The following is a 24818-nucleotide window of genomic DNA, read 5'->3' as shown; positions in this document are numbered from 1 at the left end:
GCGCCGTCCGATGACGGCCCCCGACTCTTCCCCCGGCCGGAGACGCGGGCAAGGGCCGGCCCCGGGGCGCGCGGAGCATCCGGACCTCGACGCGCACCACCGACGGATGGCCGACACCGCCGACACCGATGGCCGTACGCAGTGCGCGCTGCCGTGTGGACAGCCGGTGGTGCGGTGTGCCCGGACCGCCCACTCGCGTTCCATGCGTCTCGCCGTCAGGACGCCTCGGGCGCGGCGCCGAGGGTGTCGCCGTAGAGCCGGAACAGGCGCAGTCCCTCCGGTCCGTCGGGACCGGGCCGGGACAGGCGTTGCCAGCAGTCGGCGGTGAGGCGGCGTGCCTGGGTGCCGGGCCACGGCTGGGGCAGCAGCTCCGGGGGGAGCAGCGGGTCGGGGCGCACGGCCGCGGTGAACTCGGCCGCGAGTTCCACGGCCATGGCCAGGCGTCCGGCGGACACGCGCCCGGCAGCGTCGGCCGGTTGCGGCGCGTCCAGTCCGGCCAGACAGTGCCGCGCGAAGGCGCCGAGCCGTTCGTAGCGGGCGGCGATCTCCTCCAGGGGCCACAGCCCGGCGGCCAGGGATGCCGGATCGGTGAGGGTGCCGATGCGCAGGTCGGTACTCGTGAGGAAGGTCAAGGAGTCCAGGACGCCCAGGTGGCGGGCGTGGGCCTCGACGATGTCGGCAACCGGGTTGGCGGTGACGTAGAGGCCGCCCTGGAGGGGGGCCGCGCCGAGGTGGAGGAGCGTGTCGCGCAGGGCGTCCCGGGTGGTGCGCCGCGATTCGGGGATGGCGAAGGCGAACAGGTGCCACACACCGTCCCAGGGGGCTTGCCCGGCGTCCTGCCGGTAGGCGTGCCGCACGTACTCCGCGTCCGGGGCGAGGGCGCCGGTGGGGTCGGCCACGGCCCGCAGCACGGCTTTGCGTCCGCGCCCGTCCTGGGTGAACCGGCCGTCGGCGACCAGGCGTTTGACGCACAGCCGCACCTGCTGGTCGGTCATGCCCAGCAGGCCCGCGACGTCGTACAGCTCGCCGGCGTCGACGGTGCCGTCCTCCCGCACGAGTGCGTGCACGAGCAGCCGGGTGGGGACCTCGGGCCGGGCAGGGCCGTCGTCGCGGGCACCGGCGGCGGGGGTGCCGGCGGCCGTCATCGCGCACCTCCGCCGGTCCGGTCGGCCCGGGTGACGGGGCGGTACATGGTCGTCACGGCGCCGAACCCCATCAGGCGGCGCAGATAGGGCGTGTGCTCGGTGCGCCCGGCGACGAAGCCGTGCCGTTCGTACAGGGCCCGGGCACGGGGGTTGGTGTCGATGACGTCCAGACGGATGCGGCGGCAGCCGTGGTCCGCCGCGACGGCGGCGACCTCCTTCAGCAGCAGGCTGCCGATCCCGCCGCCCCGGTGGCGCGCGTCCACCGCGATGCCGTCCATGACCAGTTCGCCCTGCTGGGGCGTGCGCTCGAACAGGGCGAGCACCGCGACCCGGGGCAGGCCGCGGAAGAGGCCGTAGGTGGACACCACGTCCCGCACACCGCCGCCGGTCAGCGCGCGCCCGCCGAGCTGGTATCCGGCCACCCCGACCACCTTGCCGTCGGCGAGCGCGGTCACGCCCCGGTCGCGGTTCAGGTGTGCGGCGATGAAGGCCCGCCCGGTGTCGGGCGGGTTGAGCGCCGAGCCGAGTTTACGGCCGAACGCCTCCCAGTACAGCGCGGCCACCTGCTTCTCGGCCCCTTCGGGCACCTGGCGTCGGCACGCGACCCGCGGGGTCGGCCGCTCACCGCCTCGTCCGTCCTCCGCCGTGCGGTCCTGCGGGTTCACCGGCTCCATGCGCGGCTGCTCCCCTCTGTCGTCCTCGGCACCCTGACTCTATCGAGTGTAGTACGTTCATTCTCGATACGAGCGTTTCTCAAACGATAGATTGGTGGTGGGGTCGGTGCTGAGGCGACGGGGAGGGGTCCGCGCGGGGCGCGGGCGGCGGGGCCTGTGGTGGGTGCTGGTGGGGGCCGTGCTGGTGGCAGGCGGTCTGGGCGGGATCGCGATATGGCAGAACACCTACGACCTCCGCGAGGAACACGTGACGCTGCGGCACGACGGCCACCGCCTGGAGGGGGTGCTGGCTCGACCGCCCGCAGGCGACGGGCCGTTCGGACTGGTGGTGTTCGTGCACGGGGACGGCCCCGTGGACGCGACGCACGACACCTTCTACCGGCCCTTGTGGGAGTCGTTCGCACGGGCGGGGTACGCCTCACTGTCGTTCAGCAAACCCGGCGTGGCGGGGTCGGAGGGCGACTGGCTCGCACAGAGCATGGACGACCGCGCCGAAGAGGCCCTCGCGGCGGTCGCCTGGGCCCGCAAGCGTCCCGACGTCGACGGCCGCCGCATCGGGCTGTGGGGAGCGAGCCAGGCCGGGTGGGTGCTGCCGAAGGTCGCCGCACGGGACCGGGGCATACGGTTCGTCATCGCCGTCTCCCCTGCCGTCAACTGGCTCCGGCAGGGCCGCTACAACCTGCTCGCCGAACTCCGCCGGGACGGTGCCGACCGGCACCAGGTCGAGAAGGCGATGCGCCGCCGCGAGACGACTCTGCGCCTGCTGCGCCGGGGCGCGTCCTACGAGGAGTACCGCGCGGAGGTCGGTGACTCCGCCGACATCTCACCCGGCCGGTGGCGCTTCATCACGGCGAACCACACCTCCGACGCGGTCGCCGACCTGCGCGCCATGAGGGGAACCCCCGTCCTGCTCGCCCTGGCCGGCCACGACGTGAACGTGGACGTCGCGGAGACCGAGGCCGTCTACCGCGAGATCCTTCCCGCCTCCACGCTGCGCGTCGCGCACTACCCCGACGCCACGCACGCGCTGGTCGACCACGACATCGAGAGCTCGTCGCTGCGGCTGACCGCGACCGCCGTGTTCGCTCCACGGAAGCTCTACGCGGCAGGGTTCCTCGACCGTCAGACCCGCTTCCTGCGGCGGCTCGGCGCGGGAGAGGGAGCGGCGTGAACGCCATTTTCGGCACCGGCAGTCGTGCCGGGCAGCCGGGGCCGGGCCCCTCGCGTCTGACCACGGTCGACACGCTGCGCGGCTTCGCCCTGTTCGGCATTCTGATGGTGAACATCACCTATCTGGCCTCCGCCTACCACGGCACCGGTGTGGAGGACCCGGGCTCCGGCGGCCCGCTGAACACCACGGTCCGCTGGCTGGTGACCGTGCTGTTCGAGGCCAAGTTCTTCCTGCTGTTCTCCTTTCTCTTCGGCTACAGCTTCACCCTCCAGCTGACCTCCGCCGACCACGCGGGCGCGCGCTTCGTCCCGCGCTTCCTCAGACGCCTGGCCGCGTTGTTCGTGCTCGGCGCGGCGCACGCCGTGCTGCTGTTCCCCGGCGACATCCTCACCACGTACGCCGTGCTCGGCCTCCTCCTCCTGGCGGCCCGCCGGCTGCGCCCTCGCACCGCCGCGTGGACCGCCGTGGCCCTGCTCGGCGGCACGGCGGCCGCGTACGGGGTCCTCGCGGCGCTCGTACGGTCGGCGGGCGGAGCGGGTGTCGACGAGGAAGCGGCGGCGGCCGGGGCGGCCCGGGCCACCGACGCGCTGCGCGGTGACGCCGTCTCGGTCCTCACGGCGCATCTGGAGCAACTGACGGACGTGGTCATGCTGTTGGTGTTCTTCCAGGCGCCGGCCGCCCTGGCCGCCTTCCTGCTCGGACTCGCCGCGGGCCGGGCCCGCGTCCTGCACGACCTCGCCCGCCACGACCGCACCCTGCGACGACTGCAGTGGGTGGGTTTCACCGTGGGCGCGGCGGGTGGCCTGGTCTACGCCCACGCGGGTCTGACCCGGCCGGGTGGGGAGTACGAGGTCCTGGCTCTCGGCGTGGACGTGATCACAGCCCCTCTGCTCGCCGCCGCCTACGCCGCGACCCTTCTGCGCGTGAGCAGCGGTCGGCGCGGACCGGCCCTGGCCGCGGTGCTGGCCCCGGCCGGGCGCATGGCGCTGACCAACTACCTGGCCCAGTCACTGGTGTGCGCGCTGCTGTTCACAGGCTATGGCGCCGCACTCGTCGGCAGGGTGCCGCCGGCTGGGGTCGCCGTCGTCGCCGTGACGCTGTTCGGGCTCCAGGCTGCCTGGTGCCGGTGGTGGCTGAGGCGGCATCTCTACGGGCCGGCCGAATGGCTGCTCCGGGCCGTGACCCACCTCGCGCTCCCGCCGTGGACGCGCACGTCCGGCGCCGCCCCAGCCGGCCGCCGGGTGCTGCCGGGGCGGAGCACGAACGGCTGAGGCCGGCGGGCCGGACCGTGTCGGCCGCCCCTGTCGGGGCATACGGTGGGGGACAAGCGTCTCGCGCGGTCCGCCCGGCAGGGTGGGCCCGGATCCGCAGTCGAGGAGACCGTGCCCCCCACTCAGCGTCCCGACCGGCCGCACCACCTCTCCGCCGAGCACCACGAGATCGACGGAATGCGTGTCGTGACCCTGCGGGGTGAGATCGACCTCGACGTCCAGGACGTGCTCCGCGAGGCCCTGCTGGGCGGTACCGGTGCGGCGCCGGAGCGGATCGTCGCCGATCTCGCCGGCGTCACGTTCATGGACTCCAGCGGCATCAACATCCTCCTCGCCGCCCACTTGCAGACCAAGGCCGCACAGGGGTGGGTACGCATCGCCGGCGCCCGGCGACCCGTGCTGCGCGTGCTGCAGATGACCAGCGTCGACACCCTGATCACGTGCCACCCGACCATCGAGCAGGCCCTGACCGCCTGACCACCGCAGGGTGGACCACCGCAGGGTGGACCACCGCAGGGTGCGGGTCCGCATCGGCGATGCAGACCCCACACCCGCCTGCACGGCTGGTCCTAGCGCGTCCGCCGGCTGCCGCCCGGATCCCCGACACGTGTGGCCCGCAGGTCGAAGGCGAACGCTTCACCGCAGGTGAGTCGCACCTGCCGGCCCAGCACGTGCACGGTCGCCTCGGCGGCGAGCGGGGTGCGCCAGCCGTTGGTCACCACCTTGCCCCAGGGTTCCGGGTGCACCTCCCGCACCCGCACGCGCGGCCCGGACGCCTCGTACGAGCCCTCCACGCGGGCGAACTGCGGGTCGGCCGCGGCCTCTTCGAGCCGGCTGTACGCCACCCGGCCGGAGATGACGCCCCGGTCGAACAGGCCGGGCTCGACGGGCCCGCCGCCCCCGTACCGCTGCCCGTCGGCTTCGACGGACAGGCTGACGTGCGTGCCGAAGGTGGAGTTCTCGTACAGGTCGAGCGACACCTCCATTCCGTCCCGCTCCGCCTGACACGCGACGGCGTGCCCCTTCTCCAAGGTCACCCTGAGCCACGTGTCTCGGCCGTCGGCCGCTGCCGCCGGCGCCGCCAGCGCCGCCGCCAGCAGTGTCGCAGCGAGCGCACCGGTGATCGCTGCTCGCTTCCCTACCTGCATGCCGTACTCCCGTCCGTCGTGTGCCGGTGAACTCCGTGCCAGTTGGACTCACATAGGGCGGATGAGGATGTAGGGAATCGCCGGGCACGTTCCGAGGCCCGTCGGCGGGGCCGCCCGGGGACGCGATCTCGCCTCCGTCCCGCCGATGATGTTGACTCGTGCTCCTGGCCCGGACCACGACAGGAGCTACGCCAGTGACGTACGACATCGCCGCCCTGCGCTCGTGCTTTCCCGCTCTGGCCGCCGGGACCGTCCACTTCGACGGGCCCGGGGGCACGCAGACGCCGCAGCCCGTCATCGACGCCGTCGCCGACGCGCTGGCGCGGCCCCTGTCCAACCGCGGGCAGTACTCGCTGGGCGAGCGCAACGCCGAGGCCATCGTCACCGGAGCACGCCAGGCCGTGGCGGACCTGCTGGGCACGGATCCGGCGGGGATCGTCTTCGGGCGCAGCGCCACCCAGCTCACCTACGACCTCGCCCGCACCCTCGCCGCCTCGTGGGGGCCCGGCGACGAGGTCGTCGTCACCCGGCTCGACCACGACGCCAACATCCGCCCCTGGGTGCAGGCCGCACAGCGGGCCGGCGCCACCGTGCGCTGGGCCGGATTCGACCCCGTCACCGGGGAGTTGATGGCCGACGACATCCGGGCCGTCCTGTCCGAGCGCACCCGGCTCGTCGCCGTCACGGCCGCCTCCAACCTGATCGGCACCCGTCCTCCGGTCGCGGAGATCTGCCGCCTGGCCCACGAGGCCGGGGCCCTCGCCCATGTCGACGGCGTCCACTACACGGCGCACACGCTGGTCGACCTGCCGGCGCTGGGCGCCGACTTCTTCGTGTGCTCCCCGTACAAGTTCCTCGGCCCCCACCACGGCGTCCTGGCCGCCCGGCCCGCGCTGCTGGAGACCCTGCGGCCCGACAAGCTGCTGCCCTCCAGTGACACGGTCCCCGAGCGGTTCGAACTGGGCACCCTGCCGTACGAGTTGCTCGCCGGTACGCGTGCCGCCGTCGACTTCCTGGCCGGCCTGGACCCGGACGCCACGGGCACCCGGCGTGAGCGCCTGACCGCCTCGTTCGCGGCGCTGGAAGGACACGAGGGCACCCTGCGCACCCAGCTCGAGAAGCAGCTCGCCGCGCTCCCCGGCGCCACCCTGCATTCCCGGGCCGCCGACCGCACGCCCACCCTCCTGCTGACCTTCGAGCAGCACGACACCGCCGACGCGTACCGCTTCCTCGCCGCCCGCGACATCCACGCCCCCTCCAGCCACTTCTACGCCATCGAGACGTCACGGCATCTGGGTCTGGGCGACACCGGCGGTCTGCGCATCGGGCTCGCCCCCTACAACAGCCCGCAGGACGTCGACCGGTTGCTGGCGGCGCTGAACGAGTTCCTGGCGGGGTGAGCGCGAGACGCCGTCCGCTGCCCGGCGCCCGCGTGCCACTCCCCGGTCGCGGTCACCGGGCCAACGCCCTCTCGATGTCGGCGGCGTCCGCGGTCTCCGCCGCCCAGGCGACGTATCCGTCGGGCCGCACCAGGACGGTCGTGCGGCGGTCGCTCGCCCAGTGCCCCACGGTCAGCCATCCCTCACGCACGCCGGGACCCTCGTACGTCCCGGGCGTGATGAGCACGAACCGGCCGCCGCGCAGCGCCTCGTAGAGCCGGCCGTCCTCGAGGGCGACGTCGGGGGCCCGGGTGCCCGTGAGGCGATGGGCGCCGCGCGGGGCGGGGTAGGCGTAGCCGATGCCGGTGATCTGCCCCAGGGCCTTGCGCTGGACGGGCGGGGCGTGGTCGACGAACGCGGAGACCAGGGCGCGCACGGCGCGCAGCAGCGGGTTGCGCGCGCGGGCCAGCCGGACCAGTCCGCCGCTGCTGCGCAGCACCGCCCGGCCGACCGGGTGGCGCTCGGCCTCGTAGCTGTCGAGGAGCCCGGCGGGCGCCCGGCCCTGGAGGGTCGCGGCGAGCTTCCAGCTCAGGTTGGCGGCGTCCTGGAGTCCGGTGTTCATGCCCTGCCCGCCGGCCGGGGAGTGGATGTGCGCGGCGTCCCCGGCGAGGAAGACCCGCCCCACCCGGTAGTGCGGCGCCTGGCGCTCGTCGCTGTGGAAGCGGGAGAGCCAGCGGGCGTCGTGCATGCCGTAGTCGGTGCCCAGGGCACGGCGGGTGATCTCCTTGACCTCGTCGAGGTCGAGCGGCGCGTCGTCGGGGACCTCGTTACGACGGTTCCAGCCCATGACCCGGTACCAGCCGTCGCCGAACGAGGCGACCATCGCGAAGGCGTCGCCGCCGCCGTTCACGGTGAGGACGCTCTCGGGCTTCTCGGCCAGCCGCACGTCGGCCAGGATCAGCGACTTGATGACGGACACGCCGGGGAAGTCCAGGCCGATCGCCTGCCGTACGGAGCTGCGGTGACCGTCGGCGCCGACGACGTAGGCCGCTCGGCGGGTGACGACCGTCCCGTCGGGGCCGCGCACGTCGAGGTCGACGCCCTCCTCGTCCTGCCGCAGCCCGACGACCTCGCTCTCGTACGCGAACTCGACCCCGGATTTCGCGGCGCGCCGCTCCAGGAGCCGCTCGACCTCGTACTGCGGGGTGATGAGCAGGAACGGGAAGCGGGACGGCAGCGTGCTCAGGTCCAGGGAGAGCCGGCGGAAGAGCCGGAGGCCGGTGAGGGTGTCGCCGCGGGCGACCAGGTCGTCGGCGAGCCCGCGGGCGTCGAGCTGCTCCAGGGTGCGGGCGTGCACCCCGAAGGCGCGGGAGAGGTTGCTGATCCTGCGCGGCCGCTTCTCGACGAGGGTGACGGCGACGCCGGCGGTGGCGAGGTCACCGGCCAGGAGCAGGCCGGTGGGGCCGGAGCCGACGACGATCACAGCGGGGTGGGTGGCGGTGCCCTTGCGGTTGCCGGTTCCGGTTCCGGGTCCTGTGCCGGTTCCGTCCATGGTGGCCTCCTGATGCCGACGCCTGCGCGTCCTCGACGGCTTGCCAACGGTTGTTGGCCAACGCTCGTTGACGACGGTACCGAGGGGCCGCGACCGATGTCAACGCTTGTTGGCCTACAGCCGTGGGCACACGGTTGTTGACCTACAGACGTTGGCCTACGCTTGTTGGCATGAACGGCAGCGACATCACCCCGGCCCACGGCTCCGACACTCCCCGCCGCTCCGACGCGACCCGTGGCGCCATCCTCACGGCCGCCCGTGAGCGCTTCGCGACCGACGGGTACGAGCGCGCCACCATCCGCGCCATCGCCAGGGACGCCGCCATCGATCCGTCGATGGTGATGCGGTACTACGGCAACAAGGAAGGGCTGTTCGCCGCGGCCGTCGCCATCGACCTGCGACTGCCGGACGTGAGCGGGGCGGACCGCCGGCAGGAGGCCGGGCGCGTCCTCGTGGAGCACTTCCTCGACATGTGGGAGGACAACGAGGTCCTCACCGCCCTGCTGCGGGTCGGCGTGACCAATCAGGCAGGGGCCGAACGCATGCAGGCGATCCTGCGGGACCAACTGCTGCCCGTCACCCGGCAGGTGTGCCCCGACCCCGAGCAGGTACCGGCACGGGCGGCGCTGATGGCGTCGCAGCTACTGGGGCTGGCGCTCACGCGATACGTGCTGCGGATGCCGCCCGCGGTGGGGCTGGCGCGGGCGGAGGTCGTGGCGTGGCTGGCACCGACGATCCAGCGGTACCTGAGCGCCCCCAGTCCGTGACCTTGGCCCTGATCCCGGCCGTGCCCCCGGCCCTGGTCCCGGCCGTGCCCCCGACCGTGATCCCCGCTCGTCTCCCCCGGCCGAGGTGAGCAGCGCGGCGCACACGGTCACCACGACACCTCGCGCACCTTCGCCCCGCTCTGCGGCACGACCGTCGCGGTGACCTCCGAGCGGTGGCGGTTCGCCGAGAACGTCACCGTCAGCGTCTGCGCCCCGGTCCTGCTCGTGCTCACCGTGAAGCCCCGGTTCGGCACCGCCGAGATCAGGCAGACCGCGTCCGCACCGAACCGCACGGTGGCCTTGCCGCCCTCGGAGGGCACCGTGTAGACGCCGGCGCCGCCGTCCTCGCACCCCGCGCCGCCCCCGCCGGCCGGCGCCTCGGAGGCAGTGGTGCGGGCCGTGGGTGCCGCGGTCTGCCTGGGCGTCGGGGTGGGGGCGGTCGCCGTCTCGCTGCGCCGGGAGGGCGGGCTGGGTGTGCGGCTGCTCGCGGAGGGGCTCGGGGAGGGCTTCGCGGTGGTGGGGCCGGGCCGCGGGGACCTCACCGGCTCACTCGGCGCCGACTGGGCGACCGGCGCGGTCGGCCGCGTCGACCCCACGACGAAGTGGATCGTGAGGATGACAGCCGTGACACTGGCCGCCGTGCAGGCCAGCCATATGATCAGGTAGCGCAGGAGGCGGGACACGACACCATAGTGACGGACCGGCTAACGTGCCTGCTCATGGCCTCCGTACTTGTCGTCGAGGACGACCCCGTCATCCGGGCCGCGTTGATCGAGGTCCTGACCGGGCACGGCTATGCGGTCCGGACCACCCACCAGGGTTTCGAGGCGCTGCGCGAGATCACCCAGAGCCCGCCGGACATCGTCGTGCTGGACCTGGGTCTGCCCGACCTCGACGGTCTCGACGTGCTGCGCATGATCCGGGGCATCTCCCGCGTTCCGGTCCTGGTCGCCACCGCCCGCGACGACGAGGCCGAGATCATCCGGCTGCTCAACGCGGGCGCCGACGACTACCTGGTCAAGCCGTTCTCCGGCGGTCAGCTCGCCGCCCGGCTCGCTGCGGTGCTGCGGCGGTCCGTGCCCGCGGACGTCGAGGCGGCCCGGCGGTCCGTCCTCCAGGTCGCCGACCTGCGCATCGACCCGACGGCGCGCACCGCGCACCTGGCCGGCCGGGAACTGCCCCTCACCCGGCGCGAGTTCGACCTGCTCGCCTATCTCGCCGCCCACGCCGACCAGGTCGTCTCCCGGCAGCGCATACTCGCCGAGGTGTGGCAGCAGCCGTACGTCGAGGACCAGACGGTCGACGTCCACCTCTCCGCGCTGCGCCGCAAGATGGGCGAGAAGGCGCGCAAGCCCCGCTATCTGCGCACGGTTCGCGGGCTGGGCATCAAGCTGGTCAGTTCGCCATGAGACGTGCCCTCGCCGGGATCGCCCTCGCCGTCACCTCGATGGTGGCCCTGTCCTTCCTGATCCCCCTCGCCCTCCTCGTGCGCGAACAGGCCCGGGACCGGGCCACCACGGCCGCCGAGCAGCGGGCTTCCGCGCTGTCGCCGGTGCTGGCCCTCACCACCCGGCGCGCGGACGTGCAGCAGGCCGTCGCCGAGCTCGGCTCGTCGGACCAGCTCGTCGTACGGCTGCCCGACGGCGGCTTCGTCGGCACCCCGCACGCGCCCCGGGCGGCGCTCGACCGGGCCGTGCGGGGGCGCGAGACGCTGGCCGTGGACACCGCCGGAGGGTGGGTCTACCTCCAGCCGGTCGTCCTGCAGGGCGACCGGGTCGCGGTCGTGGAAGCCTTCGTGCCCGCCGCGGACCTCACGCGGGGTGTGGCGGCGTCGTGGGGTGTCATGGCGCTTCTGGCGCTGGGTCTGGTCGGCGGCTCGGTGCTCGTCGCGGACCGGCTCGGCGCCCGCGTCGTCCGTTCCTCACGCGGTCTCGAGCGGGCGTCACTGGCGCTGGGCTCCGGTGACCTGGACGTGCGGGTCGAGCCCGACGGCCCGCCCGAGCTGCAGGAGGCCGGTGCCGCGTTCAACACGATGGCCGACCGGTTCCTCGATCTGCTCGCGGTGGAGCGCGAACTGGTCGCCGACCTGTCGCACCGGCTGCGCACCCCGTTGACCGCCCTCTATCTGGAGGCCGACCGGATGGGCTCGACGCCCAGCGCGCGGCGGGTCGCGGAGGCGGCGGGCCAGCTGGAGAGCGAACTGGACGCCATCATCGCCGCGGCCCGTACTCCGCTGGCGTCGGCGCAGCCGGCCCGTGCGGCGACGGGCGGGGCGAAACCGTGCGACGTCGCCGAGGTGGTCGCCATGCGCCTGGACTTCTGGTCGGTCCTCGCCGCCCAGCAGGAGCGCCCCTACGAGCGCTCCCTCACGCCGCGCCCGGCGCCCGTCGCCTACCCGGAGGACGATCTCGCGGCCGTCGTCGACGCCCTGATCGGCAACGTCTTCCGGCACACCCCGCAGGGCACCGCCTTCGCGGTCCGCGTGGAGCGGGTCGACCGGCATGTGATCCTCACGGTCGACGACGCGGGGCCGGGCGTCGCGGACCCGGACGCGGCGCTCACGCGGGGGGTGAGCGTCGGCGGGTCGACAGGGCTGGGCCTGGACATCGTGGCCCGGGCGGCCGGCGCGGCGGACGGTGAGCTGACGATCACCCGCGCGCCGCTGGGCGGCGCGCGGGTGCGGGTGTCGTTCGTCCTGGCCGACGCGAGCGGCGCCGGGGGCGGTCAGCGGTGAGGCGGGGTCAGCGTCCGGCGCCGAAGTTCTGCGTCCACCAGGGGCCGCCGTCGCCGAAGTGGACGCCCACGCCCAGCTCCTTGAAGGAGCAGTTGAGTATGTTCGCGCGGTGACCGGGGCTGTTCATCCAGGACTTCATCACCGACGCGGCGTCCGCCTGGCCGCGGGCTATGTTCTCGCCCAGGGTCGACCACTGGTATCCCGCGGCCTCGACCCGGGTCGTCATCGTCGAGCCGTCGGGCCCGGTGTGGGACATGACGCCGCTGCTCGCCATGACGTCGCTGTAGTCGTCGGCGGCGCGGGTGAGCCGGTCGTTCGCCGTGACGGGTGAGCAACCCGCGGTGGCCCGTTCCTTGTTGACCAGCGCCAGCACCTGGGCCTCGGGCCCGCCGGAAACGGGAGCGGAGTCGGATCCGGAGCCCGATCCCGTGCCGCCGGAGTTCGTGCGGCCGGTGCCACCCGCCGACCCCCCGCGGCTGCTCTTGGCGGCCGTGCCGGCGAGCGCCTCGGGCGCGGCCTCGGTCGCCCTGCGCCGGTGCGGGGTGGGGCTCGCCGGCGTCTTGCGCTTCTCCTTCGGCTTCGCGCTCGGTGAGCTGCTCGCCTCGGCGCTCGGGCTCGCGGAGGCGGACGCGAGCGGCGTCGCGCCGACGGTCGTGTCCGCGGCGCCCGGCCTCTTCGCGGTGCTGTCGGCGACCACCCGGTCCGATCCGCCGCCGTCCTGGCCGCCCGCGACGGCCACCGTGATCCCCACGCCGGCGATCGCGGCGACGGCCCCGATGGCCAGCGCGGGACCGCGGGCCTTCAGCCCACTGCGGGGACGGGCGTGGAAGCGGGACGGGCGGGCGGCTCGACGGGAACCCATGCAGGACACCTCGGTCTGTCGGTCGGCTGACTCGGCCCCCGAGCCCGGTGGCCGCGATCGCGGCCACCGGACCTGTGGGGGGTGTTCGAGAGCCTAAGACCCGGCCGGGGCGGGAACCGCGGTTCGAAGGTCATCTTCAAGAAGCCTTAAGAGAGCCGCCAAAGTCCCCTGAGGAAGCGGCCGGTGCCGTCCCGACCGGCAGGGGCCGAACGGTACGGCAGGGGCCGGACGGTACGGCAGCCGTCGCCTCGACGCCTCAGGATCCGCCGTGGAGCAGGTCCGCGTCGATGTCCGCCGGGCGCGCGCAGCCCGCGAGCGCCATGGCCGTCGACAACTGCGTACGGTACGAGTCCAGCAGTGCGGTCACCCCCGCCGCCCCGCCGAGCGCCAGGGCCCACACCACCGGGCGGCCCAGGAGCACGGCGCGTGCGCCCAGGGCCAGGGCCATGAGGACGTCGGTGCCCGTGCGCACCCCGCCGTCGACCAGGACCGGTACCTCGGCGCCCACGGCCGCCGCGACGGCGGGCAGGGCGTCGGCAGTGCTCGCCGCACGGTCCAGTTGCCGGCCGCCGTGGTTGGAGACGATCACCCCGGCCGCTCCCGCGGCGACGCAGGCCTTCGCGTCGTCGGCCCGCAGCACGCCCTTGACCAGCACGGGCAGACCCGACATCCGGTGCAGCCGCCCGATGGCGTCCAGTCCGAGCGACGGGTCCTGCTCCCAGCCGGGCAGCCGGGTCCCCACCCCCACCGCGCGGCACAGGGGGTCGTCCTCGGGCAGCGGCAGCGGCAGCCCCGCCGTCGCCCGGGGCGGTACGTACGGGGCGTCCACCGTCAGCACCAGCGCACGGGCCCCGGCCGCGACGGCCCGGTCCACCTGGCTGCGGGTGACTTCAGCGTCCCGCAGCCAGTACACCTGGAACCACCAGGGGCCCGCCGCCGCGGCGACCTCCTCCGGGTGGCGGGTGGCGCGGGAGGAGAGCACGAGCAGGGAACCGGCTGCGGCGACACCGGCCGCCGTGGCCGTCTCACCCTCGTCGTGCGCCATGCGGTGGAAGGCGGTGGGCCCCGCGAGCACGGGGGCCGTCAGCCGGGTGCCCAGCAGCTCGACGCTCGTGTCGACGGACGAGACGTCGCGCAGGACCCGGGGCAGGAACCGCCGGCCGCGCCAGGCGGCTGCCGCCTCGTGGGCGCTGATCTCCTCGTCGGATCCCGCGGCGTAGAAGTCGTACGCCGCGGCCGGCAGCACCGCCTTCGCCCGCGCGGCCAGGTCCGGCGCCGCCCCGATGCCGAGGTCCTGCGCCTCGGGTCCCGCCGCAGGTCGCCCCATCTCAGACCCAGTCCTGCACATCACGGGCCGGGTCGTCGCCGCACACCGTGACCTCGAACCTGAGTGCCGCGGCGGCCTGCCGGGCCCGGGTCACGGCCTCGTCGGCGTCCGCGCCGCGCGCCCGGACGAAGGCCGCGCGCGACTCGGAGCTGTCGAGGTCCCCCAGTGCGTCGCCGGCGCCCAGCAGGGCCTCGGCGGCCACCACGCCCGGCCGGGCGGCGACCTCGTCCAGGCCGTCGATGCGGGTGAGCGTGCCGCGGGCGCGGGGCACCGCGAACCAGATCGCCTCCGGGCCGGTGCCCGCCGACGGGTCCGCCAGGGTGTTGCGGATGCCGGGGAGCACGGACTGCCCCAGCGTCTGCCGCACGACGCAGTCCACCAGGTCGACACCGGTGACGTCCTGCACCAGATACGGGATCTCGTCGCCGGCGAGCCGGACATGCGTCTCGATGACCCGCGGCCCCGACCGCGTCAGCACCACCTCGGTGTGGGTGACGCCGTTCGCGATGTCCAGGGCGTCCAGCAGCCGCCGCACATAGGTGTGCACCGCGTCGGTCTGCTCGGCGGGCAGCCCGGCGGGCACGACGTGGCCGAGTTCGACGAAGCCGACGGGGTCGGAGAACTTGCGCGTCACGGCGAGGATCTCGTGCTCGCCGTCCTCGGAGAAGGCCTCCACGCTGAACTGGGGGCCCTCGTGGAAGCGTTCGACGAGCACGCCCGCGTCCGGGATGAGGTCGAATTCGCGGGCGGCGCGCGCGAAGGCCTCCTCCGCCTCCTCGGCGGACCGTACGACGGAGACGCCGAAACTGCCGGCCCCCTGGACCGGCTTGACCACGCAGGGCGTGCCGTGCTCGGCCAGGAACGCCCGCAACTCGGCCACGTCGGCGACCCGTCCGCCCGGGGTGTCGTCCACGCCCAGTTCCGCCAGGCGTCGCCGCATGGCGTCCTTGTCGTGCACCCAGGCGATGGTCCGGGGCGAGTGGCAGGGCAGGCCCAGCGCGGCGGCGACCGCGGCGGCGCGGTCCTGGTCCCGCTCACCGAACGTGCCCACGCGGGTGAAGGGATGCCGGGCGTGCACGGCCGCCGCCAGGGCGATCCACTCCTCGTCGGGGGCGTCGCTGCGCAGCGCCAGCACCCGGTCGTGCTGTCCGGGCTTGCGGATCTTGGGGACGAAGTCCATCCGGCACAGGATCGTCGTAGCGGTCCCGGGGCCGCCCACCTCCCGGATGAGACCGGGGATCTCGCGGCCACCGCCGACGATGAGCACGTGTTCGGTCATGGGGTCACCTCGGTGGGAGAGCTGGTTGCGGGGGTGGAGGCCTTGGCGGACACGGACGAGGCCGGGGCGCTGCGGGGCGCACCGGTGATCCGCAGGACCGCGGCCGCCAGGGCGTACACGACGGCGAGCACGGCCCAGCCGGCGGTGCCCAGGGGCAGGAGCACCCCCGTCATCAGCGCGGGGCCGACGATCTGCTGGCCCGTCATGCCCAGGCTGAACGCGCCGAGGTACCGGGCGCGGGCCGGGGCCGGTGACAGTTCGTAGGACAGGTTCCACACGGCGACGGAGTGCAGGTTCTCGCCCACCGTCAGCAGCACCACGGCGATGACGGCACAGGCCGCCGCGGGCCACACCGGCACGTGTTCGGCGCCCGCGAACGCCACGCACGACACGAGCAGCGGAAGCAGGGCCAGCGGAACCAGGCGCAGCGCCCCGGCCGTGGTCTCCGCGAAGCGGGACACGTACACCTGGAGCAGCACGGTGAGCACGGTGTTGACGGCGAGCAGCACCGAGACCGCCGAGGAGGGCGCGTCGGTGGCCGTGGTCAGCCACAGCGGCAGCAGAACGAACAGCACCGAGTCGTGCAGTGACAGCACGCCGTTGGAGAGGGTGAAGAGCAGGAACCTCACGTCCCGGAAGGGGGTCCGGATCGCTGCGGGGGCCGGTTCGTCGCCGTCCGGCGCGAGCGGCTGCGGCACCGCGGGCTCGGTGGGCACGCTCTGGGGCGCGGGGACGGCCGCCCGGCGGCGCAGCTGCTCCACGACGGCGGCGATCACCCAGAAGGTCAGGGCGTTGCCGAGGAACAGGGCGACGAAGGCCGCCCGCTCCTCGATCGCGAGGACGGCACCCGCGAGCAGGAAGCCGCCCGTCAGGCCGATGTTGCGCACGGAGCGGATGGACGCCATCGTGCGGGTCTGGTTCTCGCTCCCCTCGATGATGCCCACGACGACCTGCTGCAACGGTGAGCAGCCCCGGTCCAGCGCGGTGAGCACACACGTCAGCACCGCGTACGGCCAGAAGCTCTCCACGAGGGCGAAACCGGCGTATCCGAGTCCGCGCAGGGCCAGCAGCGCCACGTACACCCGCGTCGGGCCGATCCGGTCGGCGAGCCGGCCCAGCGGCATCGGGCTGAGGAGCCCGGCCACGGCGGCCACCGACAGCACCAGACCGACCCGGCCGGCGGGCAGGCCGACGACCGTGACGAAGTACAGGGTGGACGCGGCCAGGAACATGCCCGAGCCCACCGAGTCGACGGCGGCGCCCGCCGCCAGCCGGCGTCCGGCCGGTGTCCTCGGCAGGATCGACAGCAGCAGACGTGCGGCCTTCCCGGTCGCGTGCTTGTCAGGTTCCCCCGTCATGGGGTCTCCTCCCCCTTCATGTGCCGTTCCGCGCTGCGGTGCCGGCGATCCAGTCCACGAGTTCCGCGGTACGCCGCAGGTGGAGGGCGGTGGCCGCCTCGGGCGGCGGCTGGCGCAGGTGGTTCCAGGCGTAGCGGCGGGCGGCGTTGACGCAGAGCTCCGCCGCGTCGGCCGGCAGGGCGCGGGCGGACGACAGCAGTGCGGCGGCCAGCGCCAGCCGGCCGACGCGGTCCACCAGGACCCAGCCGCCCGCGGCGGTGTGCGCCGGGTCGGCGTCCACCCACTCCCCCCGTGTGGTGCCGAGCCCGGCCAGGGCCGCGTCGGCCGTCTCCCAGGCTGCGGCCGCCCGGCCGGCCGGGCGGCCGCCCAGGGCGGCACGCAGTCCGGCGCACACCGCGTCGTACACCTCGGCGCGGACCAGTGCGGTGACGAGGGCTGCCGCCCGGCCGTGCGCCGCGACGGCAGCCGCCGCCCCGTCGGCCTCCCCGGCGGTGCCCGTCATGGTCGAGGCGCGCAGGGTGTCGGCCCGGACGGCCCACAGCGCGCATCCCCGCAGCACGGCCGCGGCGGCGTCCTCGCCGGGTCCGGCGGCGGGAGCCGAGGCCGCCTCCCGCTCGGCCCAGGCCCGGGCCGCCACCAACTCAACCAGGCGGTCGCACAGTTCCTCGTCCAGGGCGGCCCGCCCCGCGGGTGCCGGAGCACCGGCCGCGCGGGCCGCCGCGTCGGCATCCGGTGCGGCCAGCACCGCCCGGAGGGCGATCGCGGCGCTCTCCAGACGGGCGACCGCCGTGCGGACCGCGTCCCCACCGGTGTCCTGGTGGGCCGGTGTGGTGCAGGCGCGCACGCCCGCCGTGCCGGTCGTCGGTCCGGTGCGGCTCACACCCGCTCCAGCCAGCGCGCGTACCGCTCGTGCCGGCCGGCGACCACGTCCCGGAACAGTTCGCGGAGCTGCTTGGTGACCGGCCCGACGCCCCGGGCGCCCATCGGCCGCTCGTCCACCGAGGCCACCGGCACGACCTCGGCGGCGGTGCCGGTCAGGAACGCCTCGTCCGCGATGTAGACCTCGCTGCGCGGGATGCTGCGCTCCGTCACGTCGAGTCCGAGGTCGCGGGCCATGGTGATGACGCTGTCGCGGGTGATGCCGGGCAGGATGCCGTCGCTGACGGGAGGGGTGATGAGAGCGCCGTCCCGCACCAGGAACAGGTTGGCGGCGGAGGCCTCCGCGATGTGGCCGGTCGCCGTCAGCATCAGCGCGTCGTCGTAACCGGCGCGCTGCGCCCCGACCTTGGCGAGGGCGCTGTTGACGTAGGCGCCGGTGGCCTTGGCCAGCGGCGGAACGGTCTGGTGCGAGTTGCGCTGCCAATTGCTGACGATGAGGCGGCAGCCCTCCGCCTCCGCCTTGTCCCCCAGGTACGAGCCCCACGGCCACACCGCGATCGACATGCGCACCGCGTCCAGTTGGGGTGCGACGCCCATCTCGCCGTAGCCGAGGTAGGCCAGGGGCCGGATGTAGCAGGAGTCGTGGCCGCTGTTCCGGACCAGGTCGAGCACCGCGGCGACCAACTCCTCGTCGGTCCAGCGCAGTTCCATCATGTAGACCCGGGCGGAGTCGCGCAGCCGGGCCATGTGCTCACGCAGCCGGAACACGGCGGGTCCGGAGTCGGTGGCGTAGGCGCGGATGCCTTCGTAGACGCCCCATCCGTAGTGCAGGCTCGGAGTCAGCACATGGACCTTCGCGTCGTCCCAGGGGACCAGCTCGCCGTCCATCCAGATGAGCGGGGTCGGGGTCAGTGGCATGTGCTCAGTCTCCTTGTGAGGTCGTGCTGTCGTACCCGAGGCCTCGGAGCCGGTCGCCTTCGCTGGTGCCCTGCATCCGCAGGACCTCCTCCAGCTCGGTGGCGCCGGTGCCGGTGAAGCGGAACCAGCCGTGGCGTGCCGCCAGGTCGCAGCCGCGCAGCTTCTTGGCGTCGTAGGCGGCGAGGCCGTACCAGATCTCGCGCACGCCGTGGGCCAGTGCCCAGCGGTACGTCTCGTGGTAGGTCAGGGCGAAGTAGACGCCTTTGGCGTCCTCGTGGAAGCCGGCCGTGCGGCCGTACATGGCGTGCCCGGAGCGCAGGTAGAGCACGAACCCGAGCGTCTCGCCGTCGCGTTCGGCACTGATCACCATGCAGCTGTCGCCGACGGTCTCGCGCAGGGCGTCGAAGTCCCGCTGGACGCGGGCGTGTCCGCCGGGCAGCCCGTACTTGGCCCGCAGCTTGACCTGGAGGTCCACGATCGGTTCGGACAGCGCCCCGGGGCCCTCGCGGACCACGGTGGTGAAGCCGGCCGCGGAGTAGTCGCGCAGTTCCTTGAGCAGGCGGGTGCGCTTGCGGCTCGTCAGTCCGGCCAGGTACGTGTCCCAGTCCGGGGCGTCGAGCCGCATGACGGACTCGGCGCCGAGCACCGCCGGGACGTGCCCGCGTGCCTCGGCTGCCGGGCCGAGGACGGCGGCCTGCTCGTCGGTGGCGTACAGCAGGGAGCTGCTGCGGCAGCCGAGTCGTTCCGCGGTCTCGTCCAGCAGGCGCGGCAGCTCGGCCAGCACGCGCTCCCGGCCGGCCGCGTCACGCCCCTCGGCGTGGACGATGCCGTGGTGGGAGCCGAACACGGAGAGGGCGACCGAGGGGTACTGGTCCCGGCGGGCGTCGGCCAGGCGCGCGGTCAGGTCCTCCCAGCGTGAGCGCCGGTCGGCGTCCAGCAGCTCGGGGGCGCCGAAGGCGCTGGTGTCGCCGGTCATCTTCGGCGTGTCGTAGAAGAGCAGCCCTCCGGCGTCCCGGGTGAGGAGCAGGGGCGCCAGGGCCACGAGGGCGCCGTCCTCGCGCACGGCGAGGTAGCGCACCTCGTGCAGGTCGGTGCGCTCGGTGAAGCGCCACCAGCGGTCGTCCTCCCAGATCACGGCCGGATCGGCGAGGGCCGGGAAGGTCGCCGCCGTCGGGCGGGCGCCGGGGTCGAGGATCTCGGCGGTCAGGTCGCTCACCGGGCCGCCTCCTCGTGGTCCGCCGGCCGGCCGGAGGGCTCCCAGCCGAAGCCGGCCTCCGCCTGCGCGCCGGTCTTGTCGAGCAGTGCGAGCAGTTCCTCGGCGTCGTCCGCCGTCACCAGCCAGGTGGCGACGAAGTCGCCGGACTTGCGGCCCGCGTACCGGGCGCCGCCCCAGTCCTCGCCGACCCGGGCGTGGACGGTGAAGTCACGCGCCCCGTCAGGGGCCCCGGCCGGCACCCGGACGATGCGCCCGTCGCGCGGCGGCAGGCCGAAGTTGGCCACCAGCGGTGCCGCCTCGGCGTGCGCCCGTACGGCGTCCAGATCCACGGGCAGTCCGCACTCGATCCTGGCCCACAGGTGCCGCGGGTCCATCCCCAGCACGGCGTGCAGCATGGCGGGGATGGGGGTGCCGCCGACCCGGCCGGCGATCTCGCACAGCACGGTCTCGCCGGTGTCCGTCACGAAGAACTCGGCGTGCACGAACAGCGCCGGCGCCGCGGGCAGTGCCTCCACCAGCCGCCACGTCTCCGCCACCAGCCGCGCGTGCAGCGGATCGGAGTCCGGCAGTGTCCAGCTGCCGTTGCCGGAGTCCGTCCAGTGCGACAGACAGCCGCCGTCGGTGTACACGGACGGCACGCACACCACGGGCCGCCCGTCGACGTGCAGGGCGTCCACGTGGCACATCCGGCCGCTGACGAAGCCCTCGACCTCGTGGCCGCCGCCGGTCACCCGGTCGGCCACCTGCGGGATCTGGGACGGGTCGTCCAGGACCGCGACGCCGGTCGAACCGGAGCCGCCTCGCGGTTTGACCACCACCGGGCCGGGGTGGTCCGCCATGAAGGCCGCCACGTCCGCGGCGGTGGCCACCGCCGCGAAGGGCGGCACCGTCACCCCGCCGGCCGCCGCCAGCTCCTTCATCAGCACCTTGTCGCGGTACGCGCGGGCACTGGCGGGTCGTTGACCGGGAAGGCCGAGTTCGTCGCGCAGCAGCGCCGCGCGCTCGACGTCGACCTCGGCCAGGGCCAGCACGCGGGTCACGGGGTGGCGGGCCGCAAGCCGCCGGGCCGCCGCCAGGACCGAGGCGTCGTCGGTGTAGTCGGCCACCCGTTCGACCTCGGCGAAGCCCGGTCCGGCCGTCACCTGCTGTGCGGTGACGGCCAGCAGCCGCCCCGACTCCTCGGGCAGCCATGCGGCGAAGGGCAGGCCCGCGTTGCGCGGGCTGAGCAGGACGAGGATCACGCCGGCACCCCCGGCCATCCCACGCCCTGCTCGGCCGCGAGGGCGGCGAAGGCCTGCGCGGTGTGCGGGTCCAGCGGGATGCCCTGCTCGCCGCGTTCGCCGGCGATGCGGCGCTGGGGGTCACCGGGCACCTGCACGGGTTGCCCGGCGTCGGCTCCGGGCCGGGCACCGCGCGTGGTGTCCAGCATGTTCCTGAGCCCCGAGGCGAACGGCGCGCCGCCGGCGAAGGCGGCCGGGTCCAGGCACACCACGAGGTGCCCGATGCCGCGGCTGCGGCCGGGCGTGGAGGAGCCGATGTGCTCCAGTTCCCAGTCCGGCGGGGAGCCCGTCAGCACGGCACCCAGCAGGGTGGCCACCATCGCCAGGCCCTGCCCCTTGTAGCCGCCCAGCGGTGAGAGTGCGTACGCCTGCTCCGGGTCGGTGGCGGGCCTGCCCTCGGTGTCGGTGGCCCAGCCGGCGTCCAGCGCCCGGCCGTGCTTGCGGCGTTCCTTGATCTCGCCGAAGCAGACCTGGCTCGTGGCCATGTCGAGGGCGAACTCGTCGTCCTCGACGGCCGCGGCGAAGCTCAGCGGATTGGTGCCGAACAGCGGCTCGGTACCGGAGAACGGAGCGACCCGGGACGCGGCGGAGGTGGTCACGATGCCGACCAGGCCCTCCCGCGCGAGGTGGCGGCTGTAGACGGAGGCCGCCCCGAAGTGGTTGGAGTTGCGGACCCCCACGGCGGCGACGCCGTGCGTGCGGGCCCGCTCGGCGGCGATCCGGGCGGCGGTCAGGCCGGCCACCACCCCCAGCGCGCCCCCGGCGTCGAGCATGACGGCCGCCCCGGTGTCCCGGACGGTCCGGATCTCCGGGCGGGCGGTGGCGATGCCGGCGGCCAGCTCGTCCAGGTACTGCGGCAGCAGGCGCAGGCCGTGGGTGTCGATGCCCCGCAGCGAGGTCTCCGTGAGGGCCTGCGCCACGCTCCGGGCGTCGTCGGCGGTGAGACCCGCCCGGGTCAGGGCCGTCTCGGCGAGGGTTTCGGCGGTGGCGGCCGGGAGCAGGGGGCCGTGCCCGGCCGCGGCGACGGCGGGGTCGGCTGCGCCGGAGGTGTCGGCTGCGCCGGCCGGGGACGTCGTGTCCTGCACGTCGTGCACATCGGTCATGCGGATCGGTTCGCCTTCCAGACCAGGAGGGACGACGGGTCACCGTCGCCCGCGGGGGTGTCGTCGCCGGGGACGTCGCCGTGACCGTCCGGGCCCGGGGTGCCGCCGAGGGTGCCGCCGAGGGGACGGAACCCGGCCGTGCGGCAGGCCCGCCGGACACCGGTGTGGCCGGTGCGCAGCCAGACCGTGCCCGCGCCCTCGGCGACCGCGCGGGTGATCGCGACGCGGATCAGCGCGGTCAGTTCCTCCGGGCCGGCCCCGTCGGCGGCGGGGCCGTCGAGCCCGTCGAGCCGGCGGAAGGCGTCCGAGGGTGCCTGTCCGGGCAGGGGCCGGCGCCGGATCCGCACGGAGGCCAGGGCCGTGCCGTCCCGGTGGACGGACAGCTCCTCGCCGTCCCAGCCGGCTTCTCCGGCAGTGGTCGGGCGCACGGTGAACGCCGGCCCCTTGAAGTCGGGTTCGAACCCCGTACCGGGTGCCTCGGGCAGCGTGATGCCGCCCGTGTCGTCGAGGACGACGCCGGTGCCCGTGTCGACCGCGAGGAGCGCGATGCTGTCGGCGTCCAAGTGGTCGACGAAGGGACCCAGTTGGGCTGTGGCCGACACGCCGGCGCTGGACTCCGGCATACAGCCGAGCATCGTGCCGAGCCCGGCCTCCCGCGCGGCGCGCAGCATCCGCAGGGCGGGCGTGATGCCGCCGGCCTTCATGAGTTTCAGGTTCACGCCGTGGAACGCCTCGGCGCAGGCTTCGAGGTCCTGCGGTCCTGTGATGGACTCGTCCGCGTACACGGGGATCGGGGAGACGTCCTTGAGCGCTCCGGCCTCCGCCCACATGTCCCGGGGGAAGGGCTGCTCCAGCAACGTCACGCCGAGGTCCGCCATGGCGCCCAGGGCGGCCCGTGTCGCGGCGGGTTCCCATCCGCAGTTGCCGTCGACGAAGAACGGCGCGTCGGTGTGCTCGCGCAGCGCCTGAAGGATGTGCAGGTCGCCGGGAGCGGCCAGCTTGACCTTGTAGGCGGGCCAGCCCGGCCGCTCCAGCAACTTGCGCACCATCACCGCGGGCTCGTCCAGGCCGATGCTGTAACTGGAGTGCAGGGCGGCCGGACTCCGCGCGCCCAGCCGCTGCCACAGCGGTACGCCCGCCAGCCGGGCCGCCAGGTCGTGCGCGGCCACGTCCAGCGCGGCCAGCGCGAACGGCGACCCGGCCAGCTGCGGCGCCAGGGCAGCGAACGCGCCCTCCGGGTCGTCGGCCGGCAGTTCCCGCAGGGTCGGCGCGACGCGGCGCAGCGCCGCGTGCAAGGCGTCGAGGGAGGAGTCGTAGCGGTCGGTCATGAAGGCCGAGGCCTCGCCGAACCCCGAGCGCCCGCCTGCCGTCAGCTCGACGAGCAGGCCGGGCTGCACCGGGATCGCCTCGCGCGCGCTGCGCCACACGTCGTGGTCGGTGAGGCGGATCTCGTGGACCTGGAGCCTCATCCGTGTTCGCCCTCGTACGTCGGCAGGGTGGTGCCGAAGGACACGGGCTTCAGCTCGTCGTACCACTGCGCGTGCTCGTCGTACGCGGCGAAGAACGGCCGCCCCACCCAGTCGGGTCGGCGTGCCTGCAGGAAGCTGAGGACGAACGCCTTCTCCCCGGCCACCTCCGTCGTGCCGTGGAGCATCACCTTGCCCGGCGCCGCGGACATCACCGGTCCGCGGGCGGTCCGGGCCAGGCCGGACACCCGCTGCACGGCCTCGCGGTAGATGTCGAGGGCGCGGACGAGGGGGATGCCGAAGTAGCTGCTCGCCCCGGTGTCCCGCTCCACGAACATGTAGTAGGGGACGACGCCCAGTTCGACCTGCAGTTGCCACATCCGCGCCCAGGCGTCGGGGTCGTCGTTGACGTGCGCGACGAGCGGGGCCTGGGCGCGCACCTCGGCGCCGGTGGCGCGGATGCGGGCGATCGCGTCGCGCACCTGGTCGGTCTCCAGCTCCCTCGGGTGCGAGAAGTGCGCCATGACGGCGACGTGCCGGCCGCGGGCGACGCTTTCCTCGAACAGCCGCAGCAGGTCGTCCGCGTCCGGGCCCTCGGTGAAGCGGGCCGGCCAGTACGACAGGGCTTTGGTGCCGAACCGCAGGGTGCGCACCGTGGGGACGGACGCCAGCAGCGGCTCGACCCAGCGGCGCACCACCTCGGTCCGCATGATCATGGGGTCGCCGCCGGTGAACAGGACGTCGGTGACCTCCGGGTGGCGGGCCAGGTAGCCCGTCAGGTCCGCCGGGTCGCGCAGGGCCTGGCGCAGTTCCTCCTGGCTGACGAACTGGGCCCAGCGGAAGCAGTAGCCGCAGTACGAGTGGCAGGTCTGCCCCTGTGAGGGGAAGACCAGCACCGTTTCGGCGTACTTGTGCTGGAGGCCGTCGAGCCGGCGCCCGTCGAGGGTCGGCACGTTCGACTCGAGCTGGCCGCCCGGGTGCGGGTTCAGTTCCAGCTGTGCGGCGACGGCGGCTGCGCGCAGTTCCGCGCGCGGGGCCCCCGCGTCCGACAGCGCCGCCATGCGGTCGAAGACCTCCGGGGGCAGCATGTCCCGGTGCGGGAAGGTGAGGCGGAAGATCGGGTCGTTGGGCGCCGCCGACCAGTCGATCAGCTCGTCGGCCACGTACTCGTTGACCTTGAAGGGCAGGACGCTGGAGACCACGCGCAGGTCCCGGACGTAGTCGTCCGGCATGCCGCGGTCGCGCGCGAGTCGGGCGAGGCGTTCGTTCGCATAGTGCTTCACGGGTTC

23 protein-coding genes are annotated in these 24818 nt (G+C 74.3%); 7 read left to right on the top strand and 16 right to left on the bottom strand.

Annotated features, from left to right (window positions below):
- Positions 1-215: 215 nt before the first annotated feature.
- The gene (locus ACZ6ZN_RS18905) at positions 216-1145 is read right to left on the bottom strand and encodes a PaaX family transcriptional regulator C-terminal domain-containing protein (RefSeq protein ID WP_469647589.1); all 930 of its coding nucleotides are present in this window, start codon (positions 1143-1145) and stop codon (positions 216-218) included.
- On the bottom strand, positions 1142-1819 hold the full coding sequence (locus tag ACZ6ZN_RS18900; RefSeq protein WP_469647587.1) for a GNAT family N-acetyltransferase: 678 nt from the start codon (positions 1817-1819) through the stop codon (positions 1142-1144). Before ACZ6ZN_RS18900 ends, ACZ6ZN_RS18905 begins: the two co-directional genes overlap by 4 nt.
- A gap of 106 nt (positions 1820-1925) precedes the next feature.
- Between ACZ6ZN_RS18900 and ACZ6ZN_RS18895 the strand changes: the two genes are divergently transcribed.
- The 3 genes from ACZ6ZN_RS18895 (at position 1926) to ACZ6ZN_RS18885 (ending at position 4738) form a co-directional block, all read left to right on the top strand.
- Positions 1926-2990 carry an alpha/beta hydrolase family protein gene (locus ACZ6ZN_RS18895; protein ID WP_469647585.1) on the top strand — a complete coding sequence of 355 codons (1065 nt, stop codon included), beginning with the start codon at positions 1926-1928 and terminating at the stop codon, positions 2988-2990.
- On the top strand, positions 2987-4261 hold the full coding sequence (locus tag ACZ6ZN_RS18890) for a DUF418 domain-containing protein (RefSeq protein ID WP_469647583.1): 1275 nt from the start codon (positions 2987-2989) through the stop codon (positions 4259-4261). Before ACZ6ZN_RS18895 ends, ACZ6ZN_RS18890 begins: the two co-directional genes overlap by 4 nt.
- Positions 4262-4372: 111 nt before the next feature.
- Positions 4373-4738: an STAS domain-containing protein gene (locus ACZ6ZN_RS18885; RefSeq protein ID WP_469647581.1), complete on the top strand. Its 366-nt coding sequence runs from the start codon at positions 4373-4375 to the stop codon at positions 4736-4738.
- A 92-nt stretch (positions 4739-4830) separates the two neighbouring features.
- On the opposite strand, the gene ACZ6ZN_RS18880 is transcribed toward ACZ6ZN_RS18885, so the two are convergent.
- Positions 4831-5409 carry a hypothetical protein gene (locus tag ACZ6ZN_RS18880; RefSeq protein ID WP_469647579.1) on the bottom strand — a complete coding sequence of 193 codons (579 nt, stop codon included), beginning with the start codon at positions 5407-5409 and terminating at the stop codon, positions 4831-4833.
- A gap of 194 nt (positions 5410-5603) precedes the next feature.
- Here ACZ6ZN_RS18880 and ACZ6ZN_RS18875 point away from each other — a divergent pair, with 194 nt between their 5' ends.
- On the top strand, positions 5604-6809 hold the full coding sequence (locus tag ACZ6ZN_RS18875; protein WP_469647577.1) for a cysteine desulfurase-like protein: 1206 nt from the start codon (positions 5604-5606) through the stop codon (positions 6807-6809).
- A 52-nt stretch (positions 6810-6861) separates the two neighbouring features.
- Here ACZ6ZN_RS18875 and ACZ6ZN_RS18870 read toward each other — a convergent pair whose 3' ends face one another.
- Positions 6862-8340: an FAD-dependent monooxygenase gene (locus tag ACZ6ZN_RS18870; protein ID WP_469647574.1), complete on the bottom strand. Its 1479-nt coding sequence runs from the start codon at positions 8338-8340 to the stop codon at positions 6862-6864.
- Between the two features lie 170 nt (positions 8341-8510).
- Here ACZ6ZN_RS18870 and ACZ6ZN_RS18865 point away from each other — a divergent pair, with 170 nt between their 5' ends.
- On the top strand, positions 8511-9107 hold the full coding sequence (locus tag ACZ6ZN_RS18865; protein ID WP_451879894.1) for a TetR/AcrR family transcriptional regulator: 597 nt from the start codon (positions 8511-8513) through the stop codon (positions 9105-9107).
- A gap of 107 nt (positions 9108-9214) precedes the next feature.
- Here ACZ6ZN_RS18865 and ACZ6ZN_RS18860 read toward each other — a convergent pair whose 3' ends face one another.
- Positions 9215-9790: a hypothetical protein gene (locus tag ACZ6ZN_RS18860; RefSeq protein ID WP_469647571.1), complete on the bottom strand. Its 576-nt coding sequence runs from the start codon at positions 9788-9790 to the stop codon at positions 9215-9217.
- A gap of 36 nt (positions 9791-9826) precedes the next feature.
- Here ACZ6ZN_RS18860 and ACZ6ZN_RS18855 point away from each other — a divergent pair, with 36 nt between their 5' ends.
- Together ACZ6ZN_RS18855 and ACZ6ZN_RS18850 are read left to right on the top strand one after the other, a co-directional pair.
- Positions 9827-10516 (top strand): response regulator transcription factor, encoded by a 690-nt coding sequence (locus tag ACZ6ZN_RS18855; protein WP_451879891.1) that lies wholly within the window; start codon positions 9827-9829, stop codon positions 10514-10516.
- Positions 10513-11841 (top strand): sensor histidine kinase, encoded by a 1329-nt coding sequence (locus ACZ6ZN_RS18850; RefSeq protein ID WP_451879890.1) that lies wholly within the window; start codon positions 10513-10515, stop codon positions 11839-11841. The genes ACZ6ZN_RS18855 and ACZ6ZN_RS18850 overlap by 4 nt, the downstream gene beginning before the upstream one ends.
- A gap of 7 nt (positions 11842-11848) precedes the next feature.
- Here the strand turns inward: ACZ6ZN_RS18850 and ACZ6ZN_RS18845 are convergent, their stop codons facing one another.
- The 11 genes from ACZ6ZN_RS18845 to ACZ6ZN_RS18795 form a co-directional block, all read right to left on the bottom strand.
- Positions 11849-12703, bottom strand: a complete 855-nt coding sequence (locus ACZ6ZN_RS18845; RefSeq protein ID WP_469647567.1) for a CAP domain-containing protein — start codon at positions 12701-12703, stop codon at positions 11849-11851.
- 256 nt (positions 12704-12959) lie between these two features.
- The gene (locus tag ACZ6ZN_RS18840) at positions 12960-14030 is read right to left on the bottom strand and encodes an alpha-hydroxy acid oxidase (protein ID WP_469647564.1); all 1071 of its coding nucleotides are present in this window, start codon (positions 14028-14030) and stop codon (positions 12960-12962) included.
- Position 14031: 1 nt separating this feature from the next.
- Complete coding sequence (locus tag ACZ6ZN_RS18835) at positions 14032-15309, bottom strand: ATP-grasp domain-containing protein (protein ID WP_469647561.1); 1278 nt, start codon at positions 15307-15309, stop codon at positions 14032-14034.
- Positions 15306-16667: an MFS transporter gene (locus ACZ6ZN_RS18830; RefSeq protein ID WP_469647559.1), complete on the bottom strand. Its 1362-nt coding sequence runs from the start codon at positions 16665-16667 to the stop codon at positions 15306-15308. The genes ACZ6ZN_RS18835 and ACZ6ZN_RS18830 overlap by 4 nt, the downstream gene beginning before the upstream one ends.
- 16 nt (positions 16668-16683) lie before the next feature.
- On the bottom strand, positions 16684-17547 hold the full coding sequence (locus ACZ6ZN_RS18825) for a hypothetical protein (RefSeq protein ID WP_469647557.1): 864 nt from the start codon (positions 17545-17547) through the stop codon (positions 16684-16686).
- A complete protein-coding gene (locus tag ACZ6ZN_RS18820) occupies positions 17544-18464 on the bottom strand; it encodes a branched-chain amino acid transaminase (RefSeq protein ID WP_451880152.1) in 921 nt (306 codons plus the stop codon). The genes ACZ6ZN_RS18825 and ACZ6ZN_RS18820 overlap by 4 nt, the downstream gene beginning before the upstream one ends.
- A 4-nt stretch (positions 18465-18468) precedes the next feature.
- Complete coding sequence (locus tag ACZ6ZN_RS18815) at positions 18469-19680, bottom strand: GNAT family N-acetyltransferase (RefSeq protein WP_469647555.1); 1212 nt, start codon at positions 19678-19680, stop codon at positions 18469-18471.
- The gene (locus tag ACZ6ZN_RS18810; protein ID WP_398111649.1) at positions 19677-20939 is read right to left on the bottom strand and encodes an acetyl-CoA carboxylase biotin carboxylase subunit family protein; all 1263 of its coding nucleotides are present in this window, start codon (positions 20937-20939) and stop codon (positions 19677-19679) included. Before ACZ6ZN_RS18810 ends, ACZ6ZN_RS18815 begins: the two co-directional genes overlap by 4 nt.
- Positions 20918-22063, bottom strand: a complete 1146-nt coding sequence (locus ACZ6ZN_RS18805; protein ID WP_469647553.1) for an Ldh family oxidoreductase — start codon at positions 22061-22063, stop codon at positions 20918-20920. Before ACZ6ZN_RS18805 ends, ACZ6ZN_RS18810 begins: the two co-directional genes overlap by 22 nt.
- Positions 22060-23532, bottom strand: coding sequence for a dipeptide epimerase (locus tag ACZ6ZN_RS18800; protein ID WP_469647551.1), 1473 nt, complete (start codon positions 23530-23532; stop codon positions 22060-22062). The genes ACZ6ZN_RS18805 and ACZ6ZN_RS18800 overlap by 4 nt, the downstream gene beginning before the upstream one ends.
- Complete coding sequence (locus ACZ6ZN_RS18795; protein ID WP_469647549.1) at positions 23529-24812, bottom strand: KamA family radical SAM protein; 1284 nt, start codon at positions 24810-24812, stop codon at positions 23529-23531. Before ACZ6ZN_RS18795 ends, ACZ6ZN_RS18800 begins: the two co-directional genes overlap by 4 nt.
- Positions 24813-24818: the final 6 nt, after the last annotated feature.

This window comes from Streptomyces sp. NPDC053665, from assembly GCF_055585285.1.
The sequence above is the reverse complement of the archived record's forward strand: the minus strand, read 5'-3'. Positions and strand labels throughout refer to the sequence as shown.

Bases quoted from the DNA above. Each gene is read 5' to 3' on its own strand.
- ACZ6ZN_RS18905 (WP_469647589.1), bottom strand. From the start codon at position 1,145: ATGACGGCCGCCGGCACCCCCGCCGCCGGTGCCCGCGACGACGGCCCT.
- ACZ6ZN_RS18900 (WP_469647587.1), bottom strand. From the start codon at position 1,819: ATGGAGCCGGTGAACCCGCAGGACCGCACGGCGGAGGACGGACGAGGC.
- ACZ6ZN_RS18880 (WP_469647579.1), bottom strand. From the start codon at position 5,409: ATGCAGGTAGGGAAGCGAGCAGCGATCACCGGTGCGCTCGCTGCGACA.
- ACZ6ZN_RS18870 (WP_469647574.1), bottom strand. From the start codon at position 8,340: ATGGACGGAACCGGCACAGGACCCGGAACCGGAACCGGCAACCGCAAG.
- ACZ6ZN_RS18865 (WP_451879894.1), top strand. From the start codon at position 8,511: ATGAACGGCAGCGACATCACCCCGGCCCACGGCTCCGACACTCCCCGC.
- ACZ6ZN_RS18855 (WP_451879891.1), top strand. From the start codon at position 9,827: ATGGCCTCCGTACTTGTCGTCGAGGACGACCCCGTCATCCGGGCCGCG.
- ACZ6ZN_RS18850 (WP_451879890.1), top strand. From the start codon at position 10,513: ATGAGACGTGCCCTCGCCGGGATCGCCCTCGCCGTCACCTCGATGGTG.
- ACZ6ZN_RS18845 (WP_469647567.1), bottom strand. From the start codon at position 12,703: ATGGGTTCCCGTCGAGCCGCCCGCCCGTCCCGCTTCCACGCCCGTCCC.
- ACZ6ZN_RS18840 (WP_469647564.1), bottom strand. From the start codon at position 14,030: ATGGGGCGACCTGCGGCGGGACCCGAGGCGCAGGACCTCGGCATCGGG.
- ACZ6ZN_RS18835 (WP_469647561.1), bottom strand. From the start codon at position 15,309: ATGACCGAACACGTGCTCATCGTCGGCGGTGGCCGCGAGATCCCCGGT.
- ACZ6ZN_RS18830 (WP_469647559.1), bottom strand. From the start codon at position 16,667: ATGACGGGGGAACCTGACAAGCACGCGACCGGGAAGGCCGCACGTCTG.
- ACZ6ZN_RS18820 (WP_451880152.1), bottom strand. From the start codon at position 18,464: ATGCCACTGACCCCGACCCCGCTCATCTGGATGGACGGCGAGCTGGTC.
- ACZ6ZN_RS18810 (WP_398111649.1), bottom strand. From the start codon at position 20,939: ATGGCCGGGGGTGCCGGCGTGATCCTCGTCCTGCTCAGCCCGCGCAAC.
- ACZ6ZN_RS18805 (WP_469647553.1), bottom strand. From the start codon at position 22,063: ATGACCGATGTGCACGACGTGCAGGACACGACGTCCCCGGCCGGCGCA.
- ACZ6ZN_RS18800 (WP_469647551.1), bottom strand. From the start codon at position 23,532: ATGAGGCTCCAGGTCCACGAGATCCGCCTCACCGACCACGACGTGTGG.